Origin of the sequence: Georgenia subflava (genome assembly GCF_009193155.1) — a bacterium.
Taxonomy (GTDB): domain Bacteria; phylum Actinomycetota; class Actinomycetes; order Actinomycetales; family Actinomycetaceae; genus Georgenia; species Georgenia subflava.
Genome location: NZ_VUKD01000001.1, coordinates 1,355,117 through 1,375,959 on the forward strand (window position 1 = coordinate 1,355,117; position 20,843 = coordinate 1,375,959).

Here is a 20,843-nt window from a genome sequence, read left to right on the forward strand (position 1 = left end):
GGCCCGCGGCGCCACGTGTGCTGCCCCGTGCTCACCCGCACGACGGCTGCCCTCCAGGAGGGCAGCCGTCGTCGTGGCGGGTCAGCTGCCGAGCAGCTCCTTCAGGCGCAGCTCGCGGGCCCGGCGCATGTGCGCCTTGGCCGCGGCCTCGGCGGCGTCGGCGTCGTGGGCGGCGACGGCGGCGATGATGTCCTCGTGCTCCGTGAGCACCTCGGCCGCCCGGCCCGGGGTCTGCAGGGTCGTGGCGTTGAGCCGGCGGACCGCGTGCTCGACCTGGAGGAGGAAACGCCCCAGGTAGGAGTTCGAGGACGCCTCGCGCAGCACCCGGTGGAAGGAGAGGTTCTCGCGGGCGAGGGCAGCCATGTCGCCGCGCTCGGTGTGCTGCCGCATCCTCTCGTTGATGTCCGTCAGCGCCTTCACGAGCGCCTCCGAGCCGCGGCCGGCGGCCAGGCGCGCGGCGAGCCCCTCGAGGTTCTCCCGGACCACGTAGAGCGCGAGGATGTCCTCCAGGGACAGCGGGGCGACGACCGTGCCCTGGTGCGCGGTCTTGACGGCGAGCCCCTCGTCGGAGAGACGGCGCAGCGCCTCGCGGACCGGGGTGCGGCTCACCTTGAGCGTCTGGGCGATCTCGTCCTCGCGCAGCCACATCGACGGTGCCAGGACGCCGTCGAGGATCGCCTCGCGCATCGCGTCGGTCACGGCCTCGGTCGTGCGCCCGCGCAGCGTCCCCGGCTCGAGGTACGTACGCAGCGCGGAGATCTCCTGCTCGGCGGTTTCCATGGCCGCACCGTACGGGATACCGGCCGTCGAGCGGCCGGAGGCCTGCGGGCTCATGCCCGCACCCGCTCGACGACTGCGGCGGTCACCGCGGCCGTGCCGCCTTCCGGCGAGCCGGTCGGCAGGATCGTGATCGCGCCGTCCTCGAGGGCCGAGCCGATGGCGCGCTCGACGAGCTCGGCGCCCTCCCGACGGCCGCTGTGGTCCAGCAGCATGGCCAGGCTCAGCAGCTGGGAGAGCGGGTTGGCGAGGCCCTTCCCGGCGATGGTCGGGGCGCTGCCGTGGATCGGCTCGAAGTAGGCCGCGTCCGTGCCAATGTTGCCGGAGCCGCACATGCCGAGCCCGCCCACGGTGCCGGCGCCCAGGTCGCTGAGGATGTCGCCGAGGAAGTTCTCCATGACGACGACGTCGAACCGGTCGGGCTCGACGACGAGCGCGTGCGCCGCGGCGTCGGCGTACAGGTGGTCGGCCTCGACGTCCGGGTACTCCGCCGCGACCTCGTCGAAGACGCGGCGGAAGAGCGCGAAGCTGCGCAGGACGTTGCTCTTGTCCACACAGGTCACCCGGCGGGCGCCGTCGCGCGGGGCGCCGTCCCGGTGCCGGGCGAGCTCGAAGGCGTAGCGGACGACCCGTTCGGTGCCGACCCGGGTGATGAGCATCTGGTCGCTCGCCGCGTGCGGCGTCGCGACGCCGTTGCCGCGGGAGAGATAGAGGCCCTCGGTGTTCTCCCGGACGATGACGTAGTCGATCTGCCCCGGCGCGTGCCGTGTCGGGCCGGTGACCCCCTGCCGCAGCCGGACCGGGCGCACGTTGGCGTAGGTGTCCAGGCCGATCCGCAGCTCGCCGCCGAGCAGGCCGCCCTCCGTGCCGTCCGGGCGGCGCACGTCCGGGAGGCCGACCGGGCCCTTGAGCACGCCGTCGGCCTCGCGCAGGCGGTCGAGGGCGCCCTCGTGGAGGGGTCGCCCGGTCTCCCGGTAGACGGCGGCACCGCCGGGCTCGTCGTGGACGTCGATCTGTGCGCCGGTGGCCTCGGCGACGGCGCCGAGCACCTCCAGGGAGCTGTCCACGAGCTCCGGTCCGATGCCGTCACCACGGATGACCGCGATGCGAAGGGGGGCGGTCTGCGTCTCTGCCATACGGTAAGTATGCAACAAGGCTTGTTCTCCACACACGTTGCATGCAAAGATTCGTCGACATGGCAGTCATCGTGAGTTACATCCCCACGCCCGAGGGCCGCGCTGCCCTGGACTTCGCCCTGCGGACCGCCCGGGAGCGCGGCGACTCGCTGCGCATCGCGGACGGGTCCGGCGGCCGTCACCGCCTCGAGCACGAGGAGGGCCAGGTGCCGTTCGACCGGGTGGGTGAGCTCGTCGAGCCGACCGGCGTCCCGTACGAGGTGCTCTCCCCGGCCATGGCCGGGGTCCCCATGGACGAGGTCGTCGAGGCCGCCGTGGACGACCCGACGGCCGACGTCATCGTCATCGGGATCCGCCGCCGCAGCGCCGTCGGGAAGTTCCTGCTCGGCTCCAGCGCCCAGCGGCTGATCCTCGACGCCGAGTGCCCGGTCACGGTCGTCAAGACCACCGCCCGCTGACGTATCGGCCCGACGGCGGGCCGACCTAGCAAGAGGAGTCACCGCATGAGCATGACCAACGACGTTCACGCCCAGGACGAGGTCGAGGTCGACGTCGTCGTCGTCGGTGCCGGCAACGCCGCCCTGACGGCGGCCCTGTCCGCCCACGAGGCCGGGGCACGGGTCCTCGTGCTCGAGGCTGCCCCGTATGCGGAGCGCGGGGGCAACAGCCGGTTCACCGGCGGCATCTTCCGGTGTGCGCACGGCGGGCTGGAGGACCTCCTGCCGCTCGTCGTCGAGGAGTCCGCCAGGTGGTCGGAGTCGGTGACGGTCGAGCCGTACACCGCCGAGGACTACACAAAGGACCTGCAGTCGGCGACCCAGGGCCGCATCGACCCCGACCTGCAGGACGGGCTCGTGGGCCGCTCCCTCGAGACCGTCCGGTGGATGGCCGGCAAGGGCGTGCGCTGGGAGCTCACCGTCGGCAAGCTCATCGACCCGGACAAGATCCCGGCCGGGGAGCGGTACGTCCTGCCCCCGGGCGGGGCGCTGCGGTCGTACGACGAGGGCGTCGGCCTCATGGAGGACCTCTTCGGCGCGGTCGAGCGGGCCGGCATCGAGGTCTGGTACGAGTCCCCGGTCCTCGACCTCGTCATGGAGGGCACGACCTGCCGGGGCGTCGTCGTGCGCCGGCCGGAGGGCGACGTCGTCGTGCGCGGCGTCGTCGTGCTCGCGGCCGGCGGGTTCGAGTCGAACCCCGAGATGCGCCAGCGCTGGCTCGGCCCGGGGTGGGACCTGGTGAAGGTCCGGGGCAGCCGGTTCAACATGGGCGCCGTCCTCGCCGCCACCCTGGCGCGCGGGGCGCAGCCCACCGGCCACTGGGGCGGGTGCCACGCGGTGCCGCTCGACGCCGACGCGCCCCCGGTGGGGGACCTGCGGCTCACCGACAAGATGAGCCGCTACTCCTACCCCTACGCGATCCTCGTCAACGCCGAGGGCGAGCGGTTCGTGGACGAGGGGTCCGACCACGTGTGGATGACGTACGCCAAGACCGGGCAGACGATCCGTGCGCAGACCCGGGCCTGGGCGTTCCAGCTCTTCGACCAGAAGACCCTCCACCTCCTCGAGTCCCGGTACTCGACGGGCACGCCCGTGGTCGCCGACACCCTCGAGGAGCTGGCCGAGCTCGTGGGGGTCGAGCCTCGCGCGCTGCGCCAGACGGTCGAGGACTTCAACGCGGCCTGCCCCGACGGCGGGTTCGACGCCTTCCGCAAGGACGGCGTCGCGGCGAACCCGGCCGGTCAGCCCGCCAAGTCGAACTGGGCGCAGCCGATCGACGCCCCACCGTTCGTCGCCTACCCGGTCACGTGCGGCATCACGTTCACCTACGGCGGCCTGCGCATCGACGCCGGCGGCCAGGTCGTCGACGTCGCCGGGCGGCCCATGCCGCGGTTGTTCGCCACCGGGGAGATCACGGGCGGGTTCTTCTACCACAACTACCCGGCGGGCTCGGGCCTCATGCGCGGTGCGATCTGGGGCCGGACCACCGGCGCGCGTGCGGCGGAGGTGGCCGCGGCCGCACGTGCGGGAGTGCCGGCGTGAGGCCGAACCTCATCGTCCTCGACGACTGGGAGGGCCGCCTCGCGCGGTCCGAGGGCATCGCCCGCATGCGGGAGCTGGCCGACGTGCGGGTGCTGGACCGCCCGCTGGCCGAGGTCCCCGACGGCGAGCTCGCAGGCGTCGACGTCGTCATGGCCGTGCGCGAGCGCACCCGCTTCGACCCGGCGACGTTCGACCGGCTGCCCGCCCTCAAGCTCGTCCTGCAGTCCGGCGGGCACGCCTACCACCTCGACGCGGGGGCCGCCCGGACCCGGGGGATCGTCGTCACCCTCGGCCGGCGCGGCGCCGGTCCGCGCGCCGCCGTGCCGGAGCTGACCTTCGCCCTCATGATCGGGGCGCTGCGCGGCTTCCCGACGGCGGTGCGCACGATGGACGCGGGCGGGTGGCCGGCCATGACCGGCCGCACCCTCGCCGGGCGCCGCCTCGGCATCCTCGGCACGGGGCGGCACGGCGCACGGGTGGCCAAGCTCGCCGAGGCGTTCGGCATGGAGGTCGTCGCCTGGGCGCGGCCCGGCTCCTCGGGTGCGGACCCGACGATCCCGCGACTGCCGCTGGCGGAGCTTCTCGGCACGAGCGACGTGGTGAGCATCCACCTGCGGCTGTCCGAGGAGGTCCGCGGCCTGCTTGACGCGCGGGCGCTCGCCCAGGTCAAGCCCGGTGCCGTGCTCGTCAACACCTCGCGCGGAGCGATCCTCGACGAGGCGGCCCTGGTCGACGCGCTGCGGGACGGCCCCCTCGCGGCGGCCGGCCTGGACGTGTTCGACGGCGAGCCGCTGGCCGCCGACTCGCCGCTGCGTGGCCTGCCCAACGCGCTGCTCACCCCGCACATCGGCTGGACGGTCGAGGAGGTGCTCGACGAGTTCGCCGCCATCGCGGCGGACCAGCTCGCCGCCTACCTCGCCGGGTCGCTCGACCCCTCCGAGCTGCTGCCGGAGGCCGCGCCGCTGTGACGTCGGGCGCGGAGGGCCCCGGCCGGGGCGGGCGGGCGCGACGCGTCGCCGGGGTCGTCCGGGTGCTCGTGGGTGCGTCCGCCGGTGCCGCGCTCCTGTCGGTCCTCGGCGTCCCGGCGGGCGTGCTCCTCGGGTCCGTCCTCGGGGCGGCCCTGGCCAACCGGGCGGTGCCCGGCCTCTCCGTCGTGCAGATGCCCCGGGGGGTGCGGGTCGTCGGCTTCGTCCTCCTCGGCTGCGTGACCGGCGTCCAGCTCGAGCCGGCGGCGCTCGCGACCCTCGGGCACGTCATCGGCCCGCTGCTCGGCGCCGTCGCCGTCCTGCTCTGCCTCAACATCGTGCTCGCCCTCGTCCTCGTCCGCCGCTACGACGTCGACCCCATGACGGCGGTGCTCGCCACGGCGCCCGGCGGGGTGAGCGAGATCGTCGGGGTCGCCATGGACCGCGGGGCGCGCATCTCCCTCGTCCTGGCCGTCCACTCGGTGCGGGTCCTCGTCATCGTGCTGATCGCGCTGCCGCTCCTGCTCGCCTACCTGTCCGCGTCGTCGTGAACTGGCTGGAGGTCCTCGCCGTCCTCGGCGGCGGCACAGTGTGCGCGCTGCTCTTCCGGCGGGTCCGGATACCGATGTGGCCGATCACGGGAGGGCTCGTCGGTGGCGCGGCGGTGCACCTGGTCATCGGCGGCACGACCGTCATGCCGGCGTTCGTCTCGCCGGCCGCCCAGGTGATGGTGGGGGCGGCGATCGGAGCGACGATCGGCCCAGCCATCTTCCGCGACTTCGCGAAGTTCCTCACCCCGGGCACGCTCGCCGTCGTGCTCGTCGTCGGGGCCGGGGTGGCGCTGGGCTTCGGCCTCGCCGCCACCGGCCTGCTGCCGGTGGGCGAGGCGGTGCTCGGGATGGTGCCGGGCGGCGTCGGAGAGATGGTCGCCGCCGCGATCTCCTTGGACATGGACGCCGCGGTCGTGGCGGGCATGCACCTCGTCCGCCTGCTCGTCGTGCTCTGGACGATGCCGTTGCTCATCAGGTTCGCCGGCCGGCTCGGAGGGCCGAGAACCTCCGACCCGGGCTGAGCTATTCCGCGTTGGTCGCGTCGAGCCGGGGACGCCGGAGCGTCCGCCCACGGCCTAGGTGCGGCCGTCGGTGAGGATTCGATGCGGTTGGCGCATCGAATCCTCACCGATCCGCCGGGAAGGCAACGGGGAGGACCGGTACGCCGAGATCGGCGCACTTCGCGCCGGCACAGGTGACGGTGTATGTCCCTTGTCAACGACGGCTCCAACTACTACCTTGTCACGCATGGTACCTGGTGAGGAGAGCATGCGCTCGAACCTCCGGCGCGGAGCGCTCGAGTACTGCGTGCTCGCCCTGCTGCGTTCGGGGCGGTGGTACGGCCTCGACATCGCCCGGGTGCTTACCCGGGACGGGGTCCTCATGAGTGGCGAGGGCACGCTCTATCCCCTGCTCGCGCGACTGCGGAAGGCCGGGCTGGTCGAGACCAGCTGGGAGGAGTCCGCCGCCGGCCCGCCCCGTCGCTACTACTCCCTCACCGAGGACGGCGAGCGCGCGCTCGCCGCCTTCACCCGAGCCTGGCACCCCTTCCGGGACGCGGTCGACGCGGCCCTCGAGCAGAGAGCAGACCTGTCATGAATGCCATGCGTGAGCGCATCGCCGCCTACCTCGACGACCTCGGGCGCATGCTCGAGCCGGCGGAACCTGTTCTGCGCAGTGACGTCCTGGGCGGGGTCCGCGAGCACATCGACGCCGCACTGGCCGACGGCCCGCAGCCACCGACGGACCGCGAGGTCGACCGCGTCCTGGTCGAGCTCGGTCCACCCGAGCAGGTTGCCGCCGAGGCGCTCGCCCACGACCGGCCGGCGCCGCAGCGACCATCGGGCCTTGACCGGGCGTGGGTGCCCTCTACCGTCGGGCTTCTCCTGCTGATCACCGCGGGGCTCTATCTGGTGGTCATAGGCGCGATGGCCGGCTTCCTGGCCGCGGAGACCGCGCCCGTCGTGCAGGCCGACGCCGGTGACGGGTTCGATGGGTCTCGGACGCAGGAAGCCGGGACCGCCCTATTGCCGGCAAGCTACGACATGGTCTGGTCGGCCCTCGCGCCGATCCCGTTGGTCGCGCTGCCGTGGTTGCTCACCGTGGTGCTCCTGACCGGTTCGTCGCTGTGGTCCATCCGCCAGAAGTGGCTCGGCGCACTGCTCTTGCCGGCGCTGGTGCTGGTCTGCGGGCTGCTGATCGTCACGACCGTGCTCGTTCCCGTCGGCGCGCTGCGGGGGGTGCTAGTCCTCGGCGTCTTCGTTGCGGTCGTAGCCAGCACAATTTGGGCTGTCGCACGGCTCTGGCGGACCGGGGCGCAGCAGGCGAGACGAGTGGTGTCCGCGGGCGCTCGCGCCGACCGGCTGTCGATCAGTCCGTAGTCAGTGGCAGAGGGCCTTCGGCTACCTCGACCAGTGCTCGGCGACGACGGTTTCTGCGGCCGTGGCCGAGCCGCCAGAGGGCAGGCCGGCAGCCTCGCTCCCCGACGGCGTCGTGCTCGGGAGTGTCCGTGCCCCGTGTAAGGATTGGCGCCATGACGGACCCCTCGGTCGCGGCACCGCCGGCAGGCGAGACCACACCTGGCGGCTACGGACCCTTCGCCTACCTCAGCACGCCCAACGCGCAACTGTACCGTCGCGTCATGCGTGCGCTCATGGCGCAGAAGGAACGGTTCACGGTGCATGTACGTCCGGAGCAGGTCTCCGCCGCCCTCGACGCCGACGGCGGAGAACCGGTCGAGGAGGGCGTGGTCGCCGAGGCGCTGGAGCGACTGTCGCAGCCCAGCTGGGGGAATCTGCTCGCCTTCCCGGACTCGAGCAGGGTCACGGCACTGGAGGACTTCTACCGACGACGGATGCTCTACCAGATGTCCCGCCCGGGCGAGGCCGCCGAGCGGGCGCTGGCGCAGTACGACGCCGCACTCGGCACCCGCGGCGCGCTGCAGTCCGTGGCGCTGGAAGACATCGTGGTCCTGCTCACCAACCTTCGAGACACCGCCGCAGTACACGCTGGAGGTGCGGCGGTGGACGCAGCCCTGGTCCACCAGACCCTGCGCAGCCTTCGCGAGCGCTTCGTCGAGCTGGCCGAGAACGCCGTGGCGTTCATGGGGTCGATGCAGCGCACCATCGACCTCCACGATGCTGACGTCGAGGCGTTCCTGGCGTACAAGGAGCAGCTCATCGAGTACCTGGAGCAGTTCATCCACGACCTGCTCACGCGCGGGGCCTCGATCGCGGAACTGCTCGGGAGCATCCCGGCGGACGGCGTGCGGTTCCTCGCGGCCACCGCCGCCGAGCGGGAGGCCGTCGACGCAGCCCCCGGCGAGGCCGACACCGCCCGGACGAAGGTGTGGGAGACCTGGTTGACGCAGTGGTCGGGCCTGACCGACTGGTTCGTCAGCACGCCCGCGCGGGAGAGCGAGTCCAAGCTGCTGCGGGCCCGGGCGCGGGCGGCCATCCCGGCACTGCTCGCCGTGGTGCGGGCGCTGCACGAGAAGGCCGGTGGCCGCACCGACCGGACCCAGGACTTCCTCACCCTGGCGAAGTGGTTCGCCGCACTTCCTGACGATGCTGATCGGCACCGGTTGTGGCGCTCGGCGTTCGCGCTGGAACCGGTGCGCCACCTCAGCATCACCGCTGCCACCGAAGATGCGTGGGCCTCCGCGGAGCTGGGGAACACGACGCCGTGGGCCGAGGCGCCACCGCTGGAGATCAGCCCGCAGCTGCGCCGGAGCGGGTCGTACGAGCGCCGAGGCAAGGCGGTGCGGGTCGCGGACCGCACCGAGGGGAAACGGTTGCTGGTCGAGCGCGCCCGGCACGAGGCGGAACAGACCGCGGCGGCACGTCGCCGCATCCTCACCGACGGACCCAGACCGCTCTCCGCCTTCGGCGAGCTGGAGCCGGCGGCCTTCCGACTGTTCCTCGGACTCCTGGGTGATGCGCTCGCGGCCATGGGGCCGCAGGCAACCACCGCGCAGGTCCACACGTCCGACGGTGAGCTCACCGTCACCCTCACCCGGATCCCGGGCGCAGGGACCATGGTCATCACCACGCCCGAGGGAGCACTGACCGGGCCCGACCATCTTGTCGACATCGCCTCCGCGGTCGACATCCCGGAGCCGAGCCCCGTGCAGGAGCAGCCCGTGGAGGCGTACGCGTGAGCCCGGTCGACCTCGCTCCGAGCATCTCGGGGGCGCTGGAGGCCCGGGAGGCGGAGGGCCGCACCCGGGTGCTGCGGGCGCTGCTCGTGCGACCCCTCCTGCGGGCGCAGACGGACGGCGAGCTGTTCCGGCTGGCCCGGCGCCACGCCGAGGCACTGCGTGGGTGGTTCGACCGGGAGACGGGCTGGCGGCTCGTCGTCGAGTCGCAGACCGTCCGTCTGCTGACCTCCTACGTCCCCCACGGCACTACGGCGACCGCCGTCGCCGAGCGGCACCCGGCCCGCGGTCGCAAGGGCGACCCGCCGTTCACCCGGCGACGCTACGTCCTGCTCTGCCTGGCGCTGGCCGTGCTGGAGCGCTCCGACCCGCAGATCTCCCTCGGCCGGCTGGCCGAGGACGTCGTTCTCGCCGCCCGCCAGCCCGGCCTGGACGGTGTGGCATTCACCCTGAGCGGGCGCGAGGAGCGTTCCGACCTCGTCGCGGCGATCCGGCTGCTGCTCGGCTACGGCGTGCTGGTCCGGGTGGCGGGCGATGAGGAGTCGTACGTCTCCGCCGACGGCGACGCGCTGTACGACGTCGACCGGCGGGTGCTGGCCGCGATACTGTCGACCAGCCACGGGCCCGGTCTCGTCGGTGCCGCGCTCGGCCCTGCTCCGACGATCGACCGGATCGAGGCGACCCTGCACGAGCCGCCACCGACGTACACCGACGAAGAGTCCACGAGGCGCCTGCGCCATGCCGTGTCTCGCCGGCTGCTGTGCGATCCGGTCGTCTACTACGACGAGCTGCCCGACGACGAGCGCAACTACCTCGTCGGGCAGCGAGTCCAGCTGACCCGGCGCCTGGCCGAGGCCACCGGGATGGTGGCAGAGCTGCGGGCCGAGGGCATCGCTCTCGTCGACCCCGACGACCAGCTCACCGACACGCGGATGCCGGAGCAGGGCACCGACGGTCATGCCACACTGCTGCTCGCTGAACAGCTGGCGGACTCCGGCCCGGCGGACGTCGCGTCCTTGCGGCGGCAGGTGACGCGGCTCGCCAAGGACAATGCGGCCTACTGGCGCAGGACGAGCCAGGAGCCGGGGGCGGAGAACGCGATCGTCGCGGGCGCGCTCGACCGTCTCGTCGGTCTCGGCCTGGTGCGGGTGACCGGCGAGGGGCCGGACGCCGTCGTCCACCCGCTGCCGGCACTTCGACGGTTCGCCGTGGCCGCCCCGACCATCACGAGCAGGGGAGCCCGATGAGCAGCCTCGACGACGTCCGTGAGCGAACCCACGGTTACCGTGCGGAGCCCGACGGCGACCTGCCACGCCCCACCAGCGAGCGCTGGCAGCCTCTGCGGCTCGGCCTGGTGGACCTCTTCTACTACGACGACGAGCAGTTCTGGTTTCATGACGGGCGCCTGCTGCTGCGGGGCAACAACGGGACCGGGAAGTCCAAGGTGCTAGCCCTCACGCTGCCGTTCCTGCTCGACGGCTCGATCGCCCCGCGGCGCGTGGAGCCGGACGCCGACCCCAAGAAGCGGATGGAGTGGAACCTCCTGCTGGGCGGTGCCCACCAGAGCTCGGAGCGCACCGGCTACTCCTGGGCGGAGTTCGGACGCGTGGACGCCGATGGTACTGAGCACTTCACCACGCTCGGTATCGGCGTCAAGGCCGCCGCCGGGCGCGGCATTGTCAAGACGTGGTACTTCACGTCCGCCCGCCGGATTGGCGACCTGCGTCTGCTTGACGGCAACCGGACGGTGCTGAGCCAGGAACGTCTCCGTGACGAGCTGACGTCCACCGGGTCGGGGCAGGTCTACGCCACCCAGGAGACCTACCGGCGGGCCGTGGACGAGGCGATGTTCCGGCTGGGGGAGGAGCGGTACGCCGCACTCATCGACCTGCTGATCCAGCTGCGCCAGCCGCAGCTGTCCAAGAAGCCCGACGAGAAGGTGCTCTCCGCGGCGCTGACCGAGGCCCTCGCACCGCTGGACCAGGCTGTGGTCGCCGACGTCGCCGAGTCCTTCAGGTCGCTGGAGGACGAGCGCGCCGGCATCGCCGAGGCCAAGGAGACGCTCGCTGCGGCCGAGGGCTTCCTCCGTCACTACCGCGTCTACGCCCGGGTCGCGTCCCGGCGGCACACGACCGCGGTGCGGCTGGCCAACTCGGCCTACGAGCACGCTGGCCGGGATCTGCGCGACGCCGAGGAGCGGTTGAGGACCGCGGGGAACGAGGTCGAGCGGCTCGCCGGCCTCCACGAGGCGGCGACGGAGCGGCAGAGCGTTCTGCAGGGGCAGGAGCACGCGCTGCGGGAGAGCCCGGAGATGCGCGATGCCGACCGTCTGGACCGGGCCTCGCGCGAGGCCACGGAGACCGAGCGCCGGGCAGTGGCTGCCGGCATTGAGGCGGAGCAGGCGGCCACCAGGGCCCAGCAGGAGATCGACGGCGAGGCCGCCGCAGCTGGTCGACACGAGGCGTCGGTACGCGAGAGCGAACAGCACGAGGCGACGGCGGCCCGACTGGCCGGAGCAGCCGGGCTGCGCGCCGATCACGCGGCGATCTCGGCCGATGCGGACGCTGCCCGCCGGGCGCTGACGCGACGGCGGGAGCAGCTGGCGCACGTTCGCCGGGTGGTGGAGGCGGTGCAGCAGGCCGAGTCGAGTGCCGCTCAACAGCGACAGCTGCTCGATGCCGCCGAGGCCGCCGTGGCCGGTCGGGTGGAGGGTCGGCAGGCGGCGCACGAGGCGTTAGAGGCCGCCGTGGCGGCCTACCGCGACGGCGTTCGGGACCACCTGGCCGGCCTCACCGCCATCGTCCTGGACACCGGGGTCGACGAGCTGGTCGAGCAGGCCGAGGGATGGGCGCTGAGCATGTTCGGGGAGCCACCCGCGCGATCCGCGGTGGAGGCGGCCGCCACACAGGCGCTGACCCGCATCGAGCGGGAACGGGCCGAGGCCGCGCACACTGAGGAACGCCTGGCCGACGAGCTGGCACAGCTCCGCACCGAGATCGCCGACCTCGAGGCGGGCCACGATCCGGAGCCGCCGCCCGTGCCTGCTCGTGACCGTCGCGCACGTGAGGACCGGGACGGCGCCCCGCTGTGGCGGCTGACCGACTTTGCCGGCTCCGTGACCGATACCGATCGGGCGGGCGTGGAGGCGGCGCTGCAGTCCGCCGGGCTGCTGGACGCCTGGATCTTCCCGGACGGCACAGTGCGCGCCGGTGGCGAAGTCGTGCTCGGTCCGAACGGTCCGGAGGTGGCGACCTCGCTGGCGGCGGTGCTCATCCCCGCTGCCGGGCCCGACGACGCAGTCGGTGCCGACGCGGTCCTCGCGGTCCTCGACCGTATCGGGTGGGGCGAGGCGTCAGGGGCTGACCTGTGGGTGGACTGGGACGGGAGCTGGGGAGCAGGCCCCGCGCGCGGCGCCTGGGGCAAGGAGCGGGCCGAGTTCGTCGGCGCAGGCGCCAGGGAGGCGCACCGGCACGAGCTGCTCGCCACGTTGCGCACCCGGGCCGAGGAGTTGGAGACCGGGCATGCGACCGCGCACGAGCGGGTTGCAGAAGCGGAGCGGCAGGCCGGGAACGTGCGCACCGAGCGTGCCGGCTACCCGGGCCGGCTCGAGCGCGGGCTCGGCTCGGCGCATGATCGCGTCGCGGCGGCGAACCTGGAGCTGGAGCGGGCACAGCAGGAGGCGAACGAGGCGCACGAGACATGGGAACGTGCCGCCGAGGTTGCCGAGAAGGCCGCTGAGGAGCTTGCCGAGCAGGCCGTACAGCTCGGGGTTCCCACCACGGTCCGCGAGATCGACGTTGCACTGGCCGCCGTCGCCACCTACGCCGAGGCACTGGTGGAGCTGCGAAGCGCAGCACGTGCACTCGCGGACGCGGCGGCCGCCCGCGACCAGGCGGCCGCGCGCGCCGCCGAGGCGGTCGAGCTCCGTGAGCGGCAGGCGGCCGAGCACAAGGTCGTACGAACGCAGGCAGCCGGCCTGCGGTCGAGGTACGAGGCGCTGCGCGCCACTGTCGGCGCTTCGGTGGCCGAGCTCCAGGCCCGACTGGGCGAGACCACCGCAGCGTTGGGCCAGGTGGCTGATGAGCTCAAGAGGATCGCCAAGGACGAGCTCGCGGCCGCGGCGAGGCACGGGAGCCTCGAGGAGAAGGTCAGTGACCTCGGGCGACGACGCGAAGAGACAGCGGCGCTGCGCGAGGAGAAGATCGACGCCCTCCGGGCGTTCGCGGGGACCGGGCTGCTGCGGGTCGCTGTGCCGGACCTCCTCGTCCCGGCGGTGGACGACGCCGAGGGGTGGAACGTCACCGCGGCGCTCAGCCTTTCTCGCACCGCCGAGCAGCAGCTGAGCGAGGTCGACGAGTCCGACGACGCGTGGGGCCGCGCCCAGCAGCGGGTGTCCAGCGCGTCGACGGAGCTGAGCGCACAGATGAGCAGGCACGGGCACACCGCCTTCGTGGAGCAGCGCGGCGATGTGCTGGTGGTGCGGGTGCTCTACCTCCACGACGAGGTTGACGTCGACCGACTGGCAGATCGGCTGGCCGAGGACGTCGCAGACCGTGAGCGCCTGCTCAGCGCCCGAGAGCGCGAGATCCTCGAGAACCACCTCGTCAACGAGGTGGCCGGGCACCTGCACGAGCTGCTGCTCACCGCCGAGGGCCAGATCGACCGGATGAACCGCGAGCTCGCCGATCGCAAGACCGCGACCGGGATGCAGCTGCGGGTCCGGTGGCGCGAGCGCGGCGACGGCCCGGCCGGGCTGGTGGCGGCCAGGGACCTGATGATCCGGTCCGACGCCACCTGGACGCCCGGGGACCGCACCGCGATCGGAGACTTCCTGCAGGCGCAGATCGCCGAGGTCCGCCAGAACGACCCGGCCGGCGGCTGGCAGGAGCACCTGGAGCAGGCGCTCGACTACCGGCAGTGGCACACCTTCGTCGTCGAGCGGTGGCAGAACGGGCAGTGGCGCTCGGCGTCCGGCCCCGCCTCGGGCGGCGAGCGGGCACTGGCTGTCTCGGTGCCGCTCTTCGCCGCCGCCTCCGCGCACTACAACTCGGCCGGCCCCCACGCGCCGCGTCTGATCTTGCTCGACGAGGCCTTCGCGGGGGTGGACGACGACTCCCGGGCCAAGTCGCTCGGGCTGCTGGCGACCTTCGACCTCGACGTGGTGATGACCAGCGAGCGCGAGTGGGCCTGCTATCCGGAGGTGCCCGGTATCTCGATCGCACAGTTGTCCCGCGTGGAGGGCGTCGACGCCGTGGGCGTCACCCGATGGCGGTGGGACGGCCGGCGGCGGCACCGGAGCGCCGAGGTGGACGCCGCGGCACGAGCCGGCAGCGATTCGCCGGCCTCGTCGCATGACGCGACCTTGTTCGGATGACCGAGGGTCAGGAACAGCGCCCGGTGCCACCGGCCGGAGACCGGGCCGCACTGGACCGGCTGCTGGACGTGCCCGAGATGGTGTGGTTCGTAGCCCGGGTCCGGGGGCGGATCCTCGCCGCCGGAGACACGCCACTCAGCGGTGTCCTCCAGTTGAACGAGCCGACCGCCGGGCAGCGGTCCGCCGCCGTACGGCTCGTCGGACGACCGCGGCGGGCAGGGTCCTCGTTGCGGATGGACCTTGCCGTTGTGGAGGAGATCCTGCGCCGCGGGCCGTGGCCCGCCGGCCTCGCCGACGCGGTCGAGACCCTGAGCGGTCCGGTGGTCGACGGCAGGGCCGAACGGGCGCGGGAAGCAGCCGCATGGGAAGCGGTGTGCGAAGGCCTGGCACCAGCGACAGCCCGGTTCCCGGGACTTGACGACTGGTGGAACGCCTGGTGCGCGACCGGTGCCCTCAAGCGGGCCGCGAGGGCGGAGGCGGCGCGGATCTCCGCTGCTACGTCGCCGGCGGTCGCTGCCGACCTGGTGAGCAGGTTGGCCGCGGTGCTCGAGATGCTGCCGTCCGCCGGGCAGCCGCTGGCCGTCTTGGCCCGGGAGGCGGTCGGAGATGCCCACGGCCTGGACTCGTCCCGGCCGCTCGGTCGGCTTGCCGCCGCGGTGGTCAGGGCGGCTTTCGTGCCGGGTGCGGCAGACGGAGAGCTGTCGACCCGCGACAGCTGGGCGGCGGCGGGTGTCGTCCTGTCGAATGTGGCCTCCACCGCGCTGTGTCTGGGCGTTCCGGGTGTGAGTGCCGGCGCCGCCGTCGCTGACCACTCGCCGCAGACGGCGACGGCGGGCTCGCTGGAGGCCATGCGGGCAGCGCGCATGCCCATGGTGCTGACACTGGACCAGGTGCGCTCCGGCGGAGTGCGAGCGATCCCGCGTGGCGGTGTCATCCACGTCTGCGAGAACCCGACGGTCGTCGAGGTGGTGGCCCAGCGCTGGGCGCGAACCACAGGCGTGCTCGGCCCCCGCGCATCTGGCGTGTCCGGCGGGTCCGGCGCGCCCGGCACGTCCGGTACGTCTGGCGCGTCCGGCACGTTCGGAACGGCGAGCTCTTCCGTCACCACCGGTGCCGGCGGCCCAGTGCTGGTGTGTACGTCGGGCCAACCGAGCACGGCAGTCATCGACCTGCTCAGCGCGCTCGCCGGAGAAGGGGCAGAAGTGCGCTACCACGGCGACTTCGACTGGGCGGGCCTACGGATCGCGCAGTCTCTGAGCTCTCACGTCCTCTGGGTGCCGTGGCGATACACGGCCGCCGACTACCGTGCGGCCGTACGGCAGGGGATGCCCTCTCGGAACCTGACGGGAACTTCGGCGGAATCACCGTGGGACCCCGAACTGACGGTAGCCATGGCTGAGGGTGGGCTCGTGATCGAGGAGGAGGCCGTCGCGAACCTGCTGGCGGCGGACGTGCTGGCCGGTTGGGTACCGTCGATCAAGCCAGCGTGACGGCCCGAAGCTGTCAGTGAGGACGTTGCTGGGACCGGCCGCCAGTGCGTCGTCCTCTCCGGTCGATGCCAACAGTGCGGAAACGGCCGGCGACAGGCGGCTTAGGCCGACTGTGCTACCGCCGCCGCGCGTGCCGCCCGCGGGAGGGCCGCGAGGATCGCCTCGACCGCCGCGTCGTCGTGCGCGGCGGAGACGAACCACGCCTCGAAGACGCTCGGTGGCAGCGCCACCCCGGCGTCGAGCATGGCGTGGAAGAACGGCGGGTGCCGGAAGGTGTCCTGCGCCTGGGCGTCCGCGTAGGAGCGCACACCGTCGCGGGCGGCGGCCTCGCCGAAGAAGACCGAGAACAGGTTGCCGGCGCGCTGGAGGCTGTGCGCCACCCCGGCGGCCTCGAGCGCCTCCGACGCCGCGTCGCCGACCGTCGTGGCGACGGAGTCTACGTGGGCGTAGACGCCGGCGTCTGCCAGGCGCAGCGTGGCGAGGCCGGCGGCGGTGGCCAGGGGGTTACCGGACAGGGTCCCCGCCTGGTACACCGGCCCGGTCGGGGCCAGCATGTCCATCAGCTCCGCGCGCCCGCCGAGCGCGGCCAGCGGCATGCCGCCGCCGACGACCTTGCCGAACGTGATGAGGTCGGGCGTCCAGGGCTCGGAGCCCGTCGCAGTGACGTCGCCCCCCGCCGCCGCGCCGTCGAGGCCCCACCAGCCGGCCGGGCCGACGCGGAAGCCGGTGAGGACCTCGTCGAGGACGAGCAGCGAGCCGTTCGCGGCGGTCAGTCGGCGCAGCGCCGCGTTGAAGCCGGGCTCGGGCGGCACCACGCCCATGTTCGCCGGCGATGCCTCGGTGATGACGGCGGCGATCTCGTCGCCACGTTCGGCGAACACGGCCTCCAGCGCGGCGACGTCGTTGTACGGCACCACCAGCGTCTCTGCGGCGCTCGCCGTCGTCACCCCGGCCGAGCCGGGCAGCGCGAAGGTGGCCACGCCCGAGCCGGCCTCAGCGAGCAGGGCGTCGACGTGCCCGTGGTAGCAGCCCGCGAACTTCACGATGAGGTCGCGGCCGGTGGCACCGCGCGCCAGGCGCACCGCTGTCATGGTCGCCTCGGTGCCGGTGGAGACGAGCCGAACCTTCTGCGCGGCGGGCACGCGGGCGCGGATGACCTCGGCGAGCTCGACCTCGGCCTCCGTCGGCGCCCCGAAGGACAGACCGCGCGCCGCGGCGCGCTGCACCGCGTCGACGACCTCGGGGTGCGCGTGGCCCAGCAGCCCCGGACCCCAGCTCATGACCAGATCCACGTACTCACGCCCTGCGACGTCGGTGATGTACGGGCCGCTCGCGGAGGCGATGAACCGCGGGTCGCCCCCCACGGAGCCGTAGGCGCGGACCGGGGAGCTCACCCCGCCGGGGATGACGGCGCGGGCCCGCTCGAAGACCTCGTGCATGGGATCGGCGGTGGTCATGTCGTGACTCGTCTCTGTCGGGGCTCAGGCTCGGGTGAGGGTAGGTAGACGTCCGTGCTGCCGGTTCCGGCGCGGATCGGTGAGGAAACGATGCGCCAGTCGCATCGGATCCTCACCGATCGCTTGGCGGGGTTGCCCGGCCATCGCCTGGAGGGGCGGCCCGGCGCGGCGGGCGGTGAACCTTGCTCACCGCAGCCAGCCGGCGAGCTCGGTGGCCCAGTAGGTCAGCACGAAGTCGGCGCCGGCGCGCTGGATCCCGAGCACCGACTCCTCGACCGCGCGGCGCCGGTCGATCCAGCCGTTCGCGGCGGCGGCCTCGATCATCGCGTACTCCCCGGAGACCTGGTACGCGGCCACCGGCACCGGCGACGCGGCCGCCACGTCGGCCAGCACGTCGAGGTAGCTCATCGCGGGCTTGACCATGACGACGTCGGCACCCTCGGCGAGGTCGAGCGTGGCCTCGCGCAGCCCCTCGCGCCGGTTGGCCGGATCCATCTGGTAGGTCTTGCGGTCCCCGGTGAGCGTCGACTCCACGGCGTCGCGGAACGGGCCGTAGAAGGCGGAGGCGTACTTGGCGGAGTAGGCCAGCACCGCGGTGTCCGTCCAGCCGTCGGCGTCGAGCGCCTCGCGCACGGCGGCGACCTGGCCGTCCATCATCCCGCTCAGCCCGAGCATCGGGGCGCCGGTGGCCGCCTGCGCGAGGGCCATCTCCTGGTAGCGGACCAGCGTGGTGTCGTTGTCCACCCGGCCGGCGGCGTCGAGCACCCCGCAGTGGCCGTGGTCGGTGAACTCGTCGAGGCACAGGTCAGACATGACGACGACGGCGTCCCCGACCTCCTCGACGAGTGCGCGCAGGCCGACGTTGAGGATGCCGTCGGGGTCGGTGGCGCCGCTGCCCACGGCGTCACGCTCGGCGGGGACGCCGAAGAGCATCAGCCCGCCGACGCCCGCCTCGGCCGCCTCGACGGCGGCGTGGCGCAGCGTGTCCAGGGTGTGCTGTACGACGCCGGGCATCGAGCCCAGCGCCACCGGCTCGCTCGCGCCCCCCTTGACGAACATCGGCAGCACCAGGTCGGCCGGGTGCGTGCGGTGCTCGGCGACCAGGCGTCGGGTCGCGGCGGTAGAGCGCAGGCGCCGCGGACGTGCGGCAGGTGCCGGCGCTGTCGCAGGCCGGGGACCGGCTGCCGGCGCTGTCGCCGGGCGCGTACTGGGCGCCGGCGTTGTCGTCGGGCGCGTACCGGGCGCCGGCGTCGTCGCCGGGTGTGCGCCCGGTGTCGGCGTCGTCGTCGGGCGTGCGCCTGGTGCTGGGGTGGTGCTCATCGCTGCTGCTCCGTCTCGTCGCGGGCCAGGGCGTCGACGACGGCGGCCGCGAGCCCGGTGGGGGTCTGTTCGGTGGCGACGGCGTGCACGGTCAGGCCGGCCGCCGCGGCCGCGGCGGCCGTCGAGCCGCCGATCGCGCACAGGCGCACCTTCGGCGTCGGGGGACCGTAGAGGTCGACGAACGCGGCCACGGTGCTCCCGGAGGTGAGGACGACGGCGTCGATCTGGTCCGCCGCGAGCGCCCGTGCGACCGCCGGGTCCGGCTCGCTCGCCGGAAGGGTGCGATAGGCGACGACGTCGTCCACGAGCCAGCCCCGCTCGCGCAGGCCGGTGGCCAGGGTCGGCGCGGCGAGCACCGACCGCGGCAGCAGCACGATGCCGCCGTGCGGCGCCGGTGGCCAGACCGCCGCGAGTGCCGCGGCCGACGACTCGGGCCCGGGCGGCATCAGGGCGACCGGGACCCCCGCCTGCTCGACCGCCGTCGCCGTGGCGGGCCCGACGGCGGCCACCGGCGTGTTCCCGACCAGCGCCGCCAGGGTGGACCCGAGGTGCCGTGCGCGGCCGACCAGCACCTGCACGGTGGTGGCGGAGGTGACCGCCAGCCAGGAGTGGGCACCCTCGCCGAGCGCCGTCAGGGCCTCGTCCAGGCCTGTCGCGGGCTCCACGACGGGGTGCGTCACCAGCGCGGTGGGCAGCACGTCCGCGCCCGTGGCACGCACGGCTGCCACGATGGGGTCGTCGGGTCGCATGCGCGGCACGAGGACCCGGCGGCCGGTCAGCGCCGGGCTCATGCCGAGCGGTAGGGCCGCGGGGCCGGGCCGACGGTGCCGCCCTCCTCGGCCCGGGACGGCTCCGCCGCGGGCAGTCCCGCGATCTCGGCCGCACCGTCGGCGAGCAGCTGCTCGGCCAGCCCGACCCCGAGGTCGACGGCCAGCGTGAGCGCGACGTCCTGCGCCTTCGCCGTGCCGCGGGCGATCACCGTGGCCCGCTCCGGGTGTCCCGGCAGCTCGACGCCCCGGCTGCGCCGCAGCTCGCGCGACCCGTCAGGGGCGAAGACCCCGACGCTCAGCTCGAGCACGGACGTGCCGTCGTCGCCGGTGCCGAGGCGGGCGTGGGCGCCGACGGGCGCGGCGCAGCCGGCCTCCAGCGTGCGCAGCACGGCTCGCTCCGCCAGCACGGCGAGGCGGGTGGGGACGTGGTCGATCTGGCGCAGGGGGTCGCCGAGCGCATCCTCGCGCAGGTCCTCGGTCCGGCACTCCACCGCGAGGGCGCCCTGGCCCGGGGCAGGCAGCATGACGTCCGTGTCGAGCGCGTCCGTCACCCGCTCGAGCAGCCCCAGCCGGTCCAGCCCCGCCCGGGCGAGGACGACGGCGTCGAGGTCGGTCCCGACCCGGGCCAGGCGGGTGCCGACGTTCCCTCGGATGTCGACCACGGTCAGGTCCGGGCGGGCGAGGCGGAGCTGGGCGGCGCGCCGGGGAGAGCCCGTGCCGACCCGGGCGCCGTCGGGCAGCTCGGCGAGGGTCAGGCCGTCACGGGCGCACAGCACGTCCCGGTGGTCGGCCCGTCCGGGCAGCGCGCCGATGCTCAGCCCCGGGGTCGGTGCGGTGGGCAGGTCCTTGAGCGAGTGCACGGCGATATCGCACTCGCCGGCCAGGAGGGCCTCACGCAGCGCCGCGGCGAAGACGCCGGTGCCGCCGAGGCTCGCGAGGGAGGCGGTGGATCTGTCACCCTCGGTCCGGATGCGCACCAGCTCGACCTCGCGGCCGGTCGCTGCGGTGAGCGATCTCGCGACCGTCGTCGACTGGGTGAGGGCGAGATCGCTGCCGCGGGTCCCGAGGCGCAGGGGAGGTGTCGACGAGCTCACCGAGACAGTCTGCGCACCGCCGGAGGAATTGTCGAGACGGCTTTGACGACAATGCGTCAGCATCATTGTCGTGACGATCTGTCAGATAACGTCCTGACGGTTCGTCAGAATAATTCCTGCCGGGCCGAACAATGCGGTTCGCGTCGTCGACGCCGCGATTCTTCGCCGATTCTTCTGACCGGGACGACCGGTGGGTCCGCCTCGTCGTCGTGCGC

Annotated in this window: 16 protein-coding genes and 1 pseudogene; 11 read left to right on the top strand and 6 right to left on the bottom strand. The window is 73.5% G+C overall.

Features of this window, described 5'->3' with window-relative positions; genetic code table 11:
- Positions 1–81: 81 nt before the first annotated feature.
- Positions 82–780 carry a GntR family transcriptional regulator gene (locus GD748_RS06140; protein ID WP_152194227.1) on the bottom strand — a complete coding sequence of 233 codons (699 nt, stop codon included), beginning with the start codon at positions 778–780 and terminating at the stop codon, positions 82–84.
- A gap of 50 nt (positions 781–830) precedes the next feature.
- Positions 831–1,913 carry an isocitrate/isopropylmalate dehydrogenase family protein gene (locus tag GD748_RS06145; protein WP_152194228.1) on the bottom strand — a complete coding sequence of 361 codons (1,083 nt, stop codon included), beginning with the start codon at positions 1,911–1,913 and terminating at the stop codon, positions 831–833.
- A gap of 59 nt (positions 1,914–1,972) precedes the next feature.
- Here GD748_RS06145 and GD748_RS06150 point away from each other — a divergent pair, with 59 nt between their 5' ends.
- The 11 genes from GD748_RS06150 to GD748_RS06200 all read left to right on the top strand — a co-directional run bounded on the left by GD748_RS06150 (position 1,973) and on the right by GD748_RS06200 (position 15,987).
- Positions 1,973–2,371, top strand: coding sequence for a universal stress protein (locus GD748_RS06150; protein WP_193312837.1), 399 nt, complete (start codon positions 1,973–1,975; stop codon positions 2,369–2,371).
- A 45-nt stretch (positions 2,372–2,416) separates the two neighbouring features.
- A complete protein-coding gene (gene tcuA, locus GD748_RS06155; protein WP_152194230.1) occupies positions 2,417–3,952 on the top strand; it encodes an FAD-dependent tricarballylate dehydrogenase TcuA in 1,536 nt (511 codons plus the stop codon).
- The gene (locus GD748_RS06160; protein WP_152194231.1) at positions 3,949–4,920 is read left to right on the top strand and encodes an NAD(P)-dependent oxidoreductase; all 972 of its coding nucleotides are present in this window, start codon (positions 3,949–3,951) and stop codon (positions 4,918–4,920) included. Before tcuA ends, GD748_RS06160 begins: the two co-directional genes overlap by 4 nt.
- Positions 4,917–5,468: an AbrB family transcriptional regulator gene (locus tag GD748_RS06165; RefSeq protein WP_193312838.1), complete on the top strand. Its 552-nt coding sequence runs from the start codon at positions 4,917–4,919 to the stop codon at positions 5,466–5,468. Before GD748_RS06160 ends, GD748_RS06165 begins: the two co-directional genes overlap by 4 nt.
- On the top strand, positions 5,465–5,989 hold the full coding sequence (locus tag GD748_RS06170) for an AbrB family transcriptional regulator (protein ID WP_152194233.1): 525 nt from the start codon (positions 5,465–5,467) through the stop codon (positions 5,987–5,989). The genes GD748_RS06165 and GD748_RS06170 overlap by 4 nt, the downstream gene beginning before the upstream one ends.
- A gap of 226 nt (positions 5,990–6,215) precedes the next feature.
- Positions 6,216–6,566, top strand: a complete 351-nt coding sequence (locus GD748_RS06175; RefSeq protein WP_152194234.1) for a PadR family transcriptional regulator — start codon at positions 6,216–6,218, stop codon at positions 6,564–6,566.
- Between the two features lie 5 nt (positions 6,567–6,571).
- A complete protein-coding gene (locus GD748_RS06180) occupies positions 6,572–7,348 on the top strand; it encodes an HAAS signaling domain-containing protein (RefSeq protein WP_152194235.1) in 777 nt (258 codons plus the stop codon).
- Positions 7,349–7,500: 152 nt separating this feature from the next.
- Positions 7,501–9,126 (top strand): TIGR02677 family protein, encoded by a 1,626-nt coding sequence (locus GD748_RS06185; RefSeq protein WP_152194236.1) that lies wholly within the window; start codon positions 7,501–7,503, stop codon positions 9,124–9,126.
- On the top strand, positions 9,123–10,370 hold the full coding sequence (locus GD748_RS06190) for a TIGR02678 family protein (RefSeq protein ID WP_226920820.1): 1,248 nt from the start codon (positions 9,123–9,125) through the stop codon (positions 10,368–10,370). The genes GD748_RS06185 and GD748_RS06190 overlap by 4 nt, the downstream gene beginning before the upstream one ends.
- Positions 10,367–14,497, top strand: coding sequence for a TIGR02680 family protein (locus GD748_RS06195; protein WP_152194237.1), 4,131 nt, complete (start codon positions 10,367–10,369; stop codon positions 14,495–14,497). Before GD748_RS06190 ends, GD748_RS06195 begins: the two co-directional genes overlap by 4 nt.
- Positions 14,498–14,574: 77 nt before the next feature.
- Positions 14,575–15,987, top strand: coding sequence for a DUF2399 domain-containing protein (locus GD748_RS06200; protein ID WP_226920881.1), 1,413 nt, complete (start codon positions 14,575–14,577; stop codon positions 15,985–15,987).
- Positions 15,988–16,088: 101 nt separating this feature from the next.
- On the opposite strand, the gene hemL is transcribed toward GD748_RS06200, so the two are convergent.
- The 4 genes and pseudogenes from hemL to hemC form a co-directional block, all read right to left on the bottom strand.
- A complete protein-coding gene (gene hemL, locus GD748_RS06205) occupies positions 16,089–17,444 on the bottom strand; it encodes a glutamate-1-semialdehyde 2,1-aminomutase (protein WP_152194239.1) in 1,356 nt (451 codons plus the stop codon).
- A gap of 186 nt (positions 17,445–17,630) precedes the next feature.
- Positions 17,631–18,596: pseudogene (gene hemB / locus GD748_RS06210) on the bottom strand (porphobilinogen synthase); the annotation flags it as partial.
- Positions 18,597–18,760: 164 nt separating this feature from the next.
- Positions 18,761–19,555: a uroporphyrinogen-III synthase gene (locus tag GD748_RS06215; RefSeq protein ID WP_152194241.1), complete on the bottom strand. Its 795-nt coding sequence runs from the start codon at positions 19,553–19,555 to the stop codon at positions 18,761–18,763.
- Positions 19,552–20,628: a hydroxymethylbilane synthase gene (gene hemC, locus GD748_RS06220; RefSeq protein ID WP_226920822.1), complete on the bottom strand. Its 1,077-nt coding sequence runs from the start codon at positions 20,626–20,628 to the stop codon at positions 19,552–19,554. Before hemC ends, GD748_RS06215 begins: the two co-directional genes overlap by 4 nt.
- Positions 20,629–20,843 lie beyond the last annotated feature (215 nt).

Bases quoted from the DNA above. Each gene is read 5' to 3' on its own strand.
- GD748_RS06140 (WP_152194227.1), bottom strand. From the start codon at position 780: ATGGAAACCGCCGAGCAGGAGATCTCCGCGCTGCGTACGTACCTCGAG.
- GD748_RS06145 (WP_152194228.1), bottom strand. From the start codon at position 1,913: ATGGCAGAGACGCAGACCGCCCCCCTTCGCATCGCGGTCATCCGTGGT.
- GD748_RS06150 (WP_193312837.1), top strand. From the start codon at position 1,973: ATGGCAGTCATCGTGAGTTACATCCCCACGCCCGAGGGCCGCGCTGCC.
- tcuA (WP_152194230.1), top strand. From the start codon at position 2,417: ATGAGCATGACCAACGACGTTCACGCCCAGGACGAGGTCGAGGTCGAC.
- GD748_RS06175 (WP_152194234.1), top strand. From the start codon at position 6,216: ATGGTACCTGGTGAGGAGAGCATGCGCTCGAACCTCCGGCGCGGAGCG.
- GD748_RS06180 (WP_152194235.1), top strand. From the start codon at position 6,572: ATGCGTGAGCGCATCGCCGCCTACCTCGACGACCTCGGGCGCATGCTC.
- GD748_RS06185 (WP_152194236.1), top strand. From the start codon at position 7,501: ATGACGGACCCCTCGGTCGCGGCACCGCCGGCAGGCGAGACCACACCT.
- GD748_RS06195 (WP_152194237.1), top strand. From the start codon at position 10,367: ATGAGCAGCCTCGACGACGTCCGTGAGCGAACCCACGGTTACCGTGCG.
- GD748_RS06200 (WP_226920881.1), top strand. From the start codon at position 14,575: ATGGTGTGGTTCGTAGCCCGGGTCCGGGGGCGGATCCTCGCCGCCGGA.
- hemL (WP_152194239.1), bottom strand. From the start codon at position 17,444: ATGACCACCGCCGATCCCATGCACGAGGTCTTCGAGCGGGCCCGCGCC.
- GD748_RS06215 (WP_152194241.1), bottom strand. From the start codon at position 19,555: ATGAGCCCGGCGCTGACCGGCCGCCGGGTCCTCGTGCCGCGCATGCGA.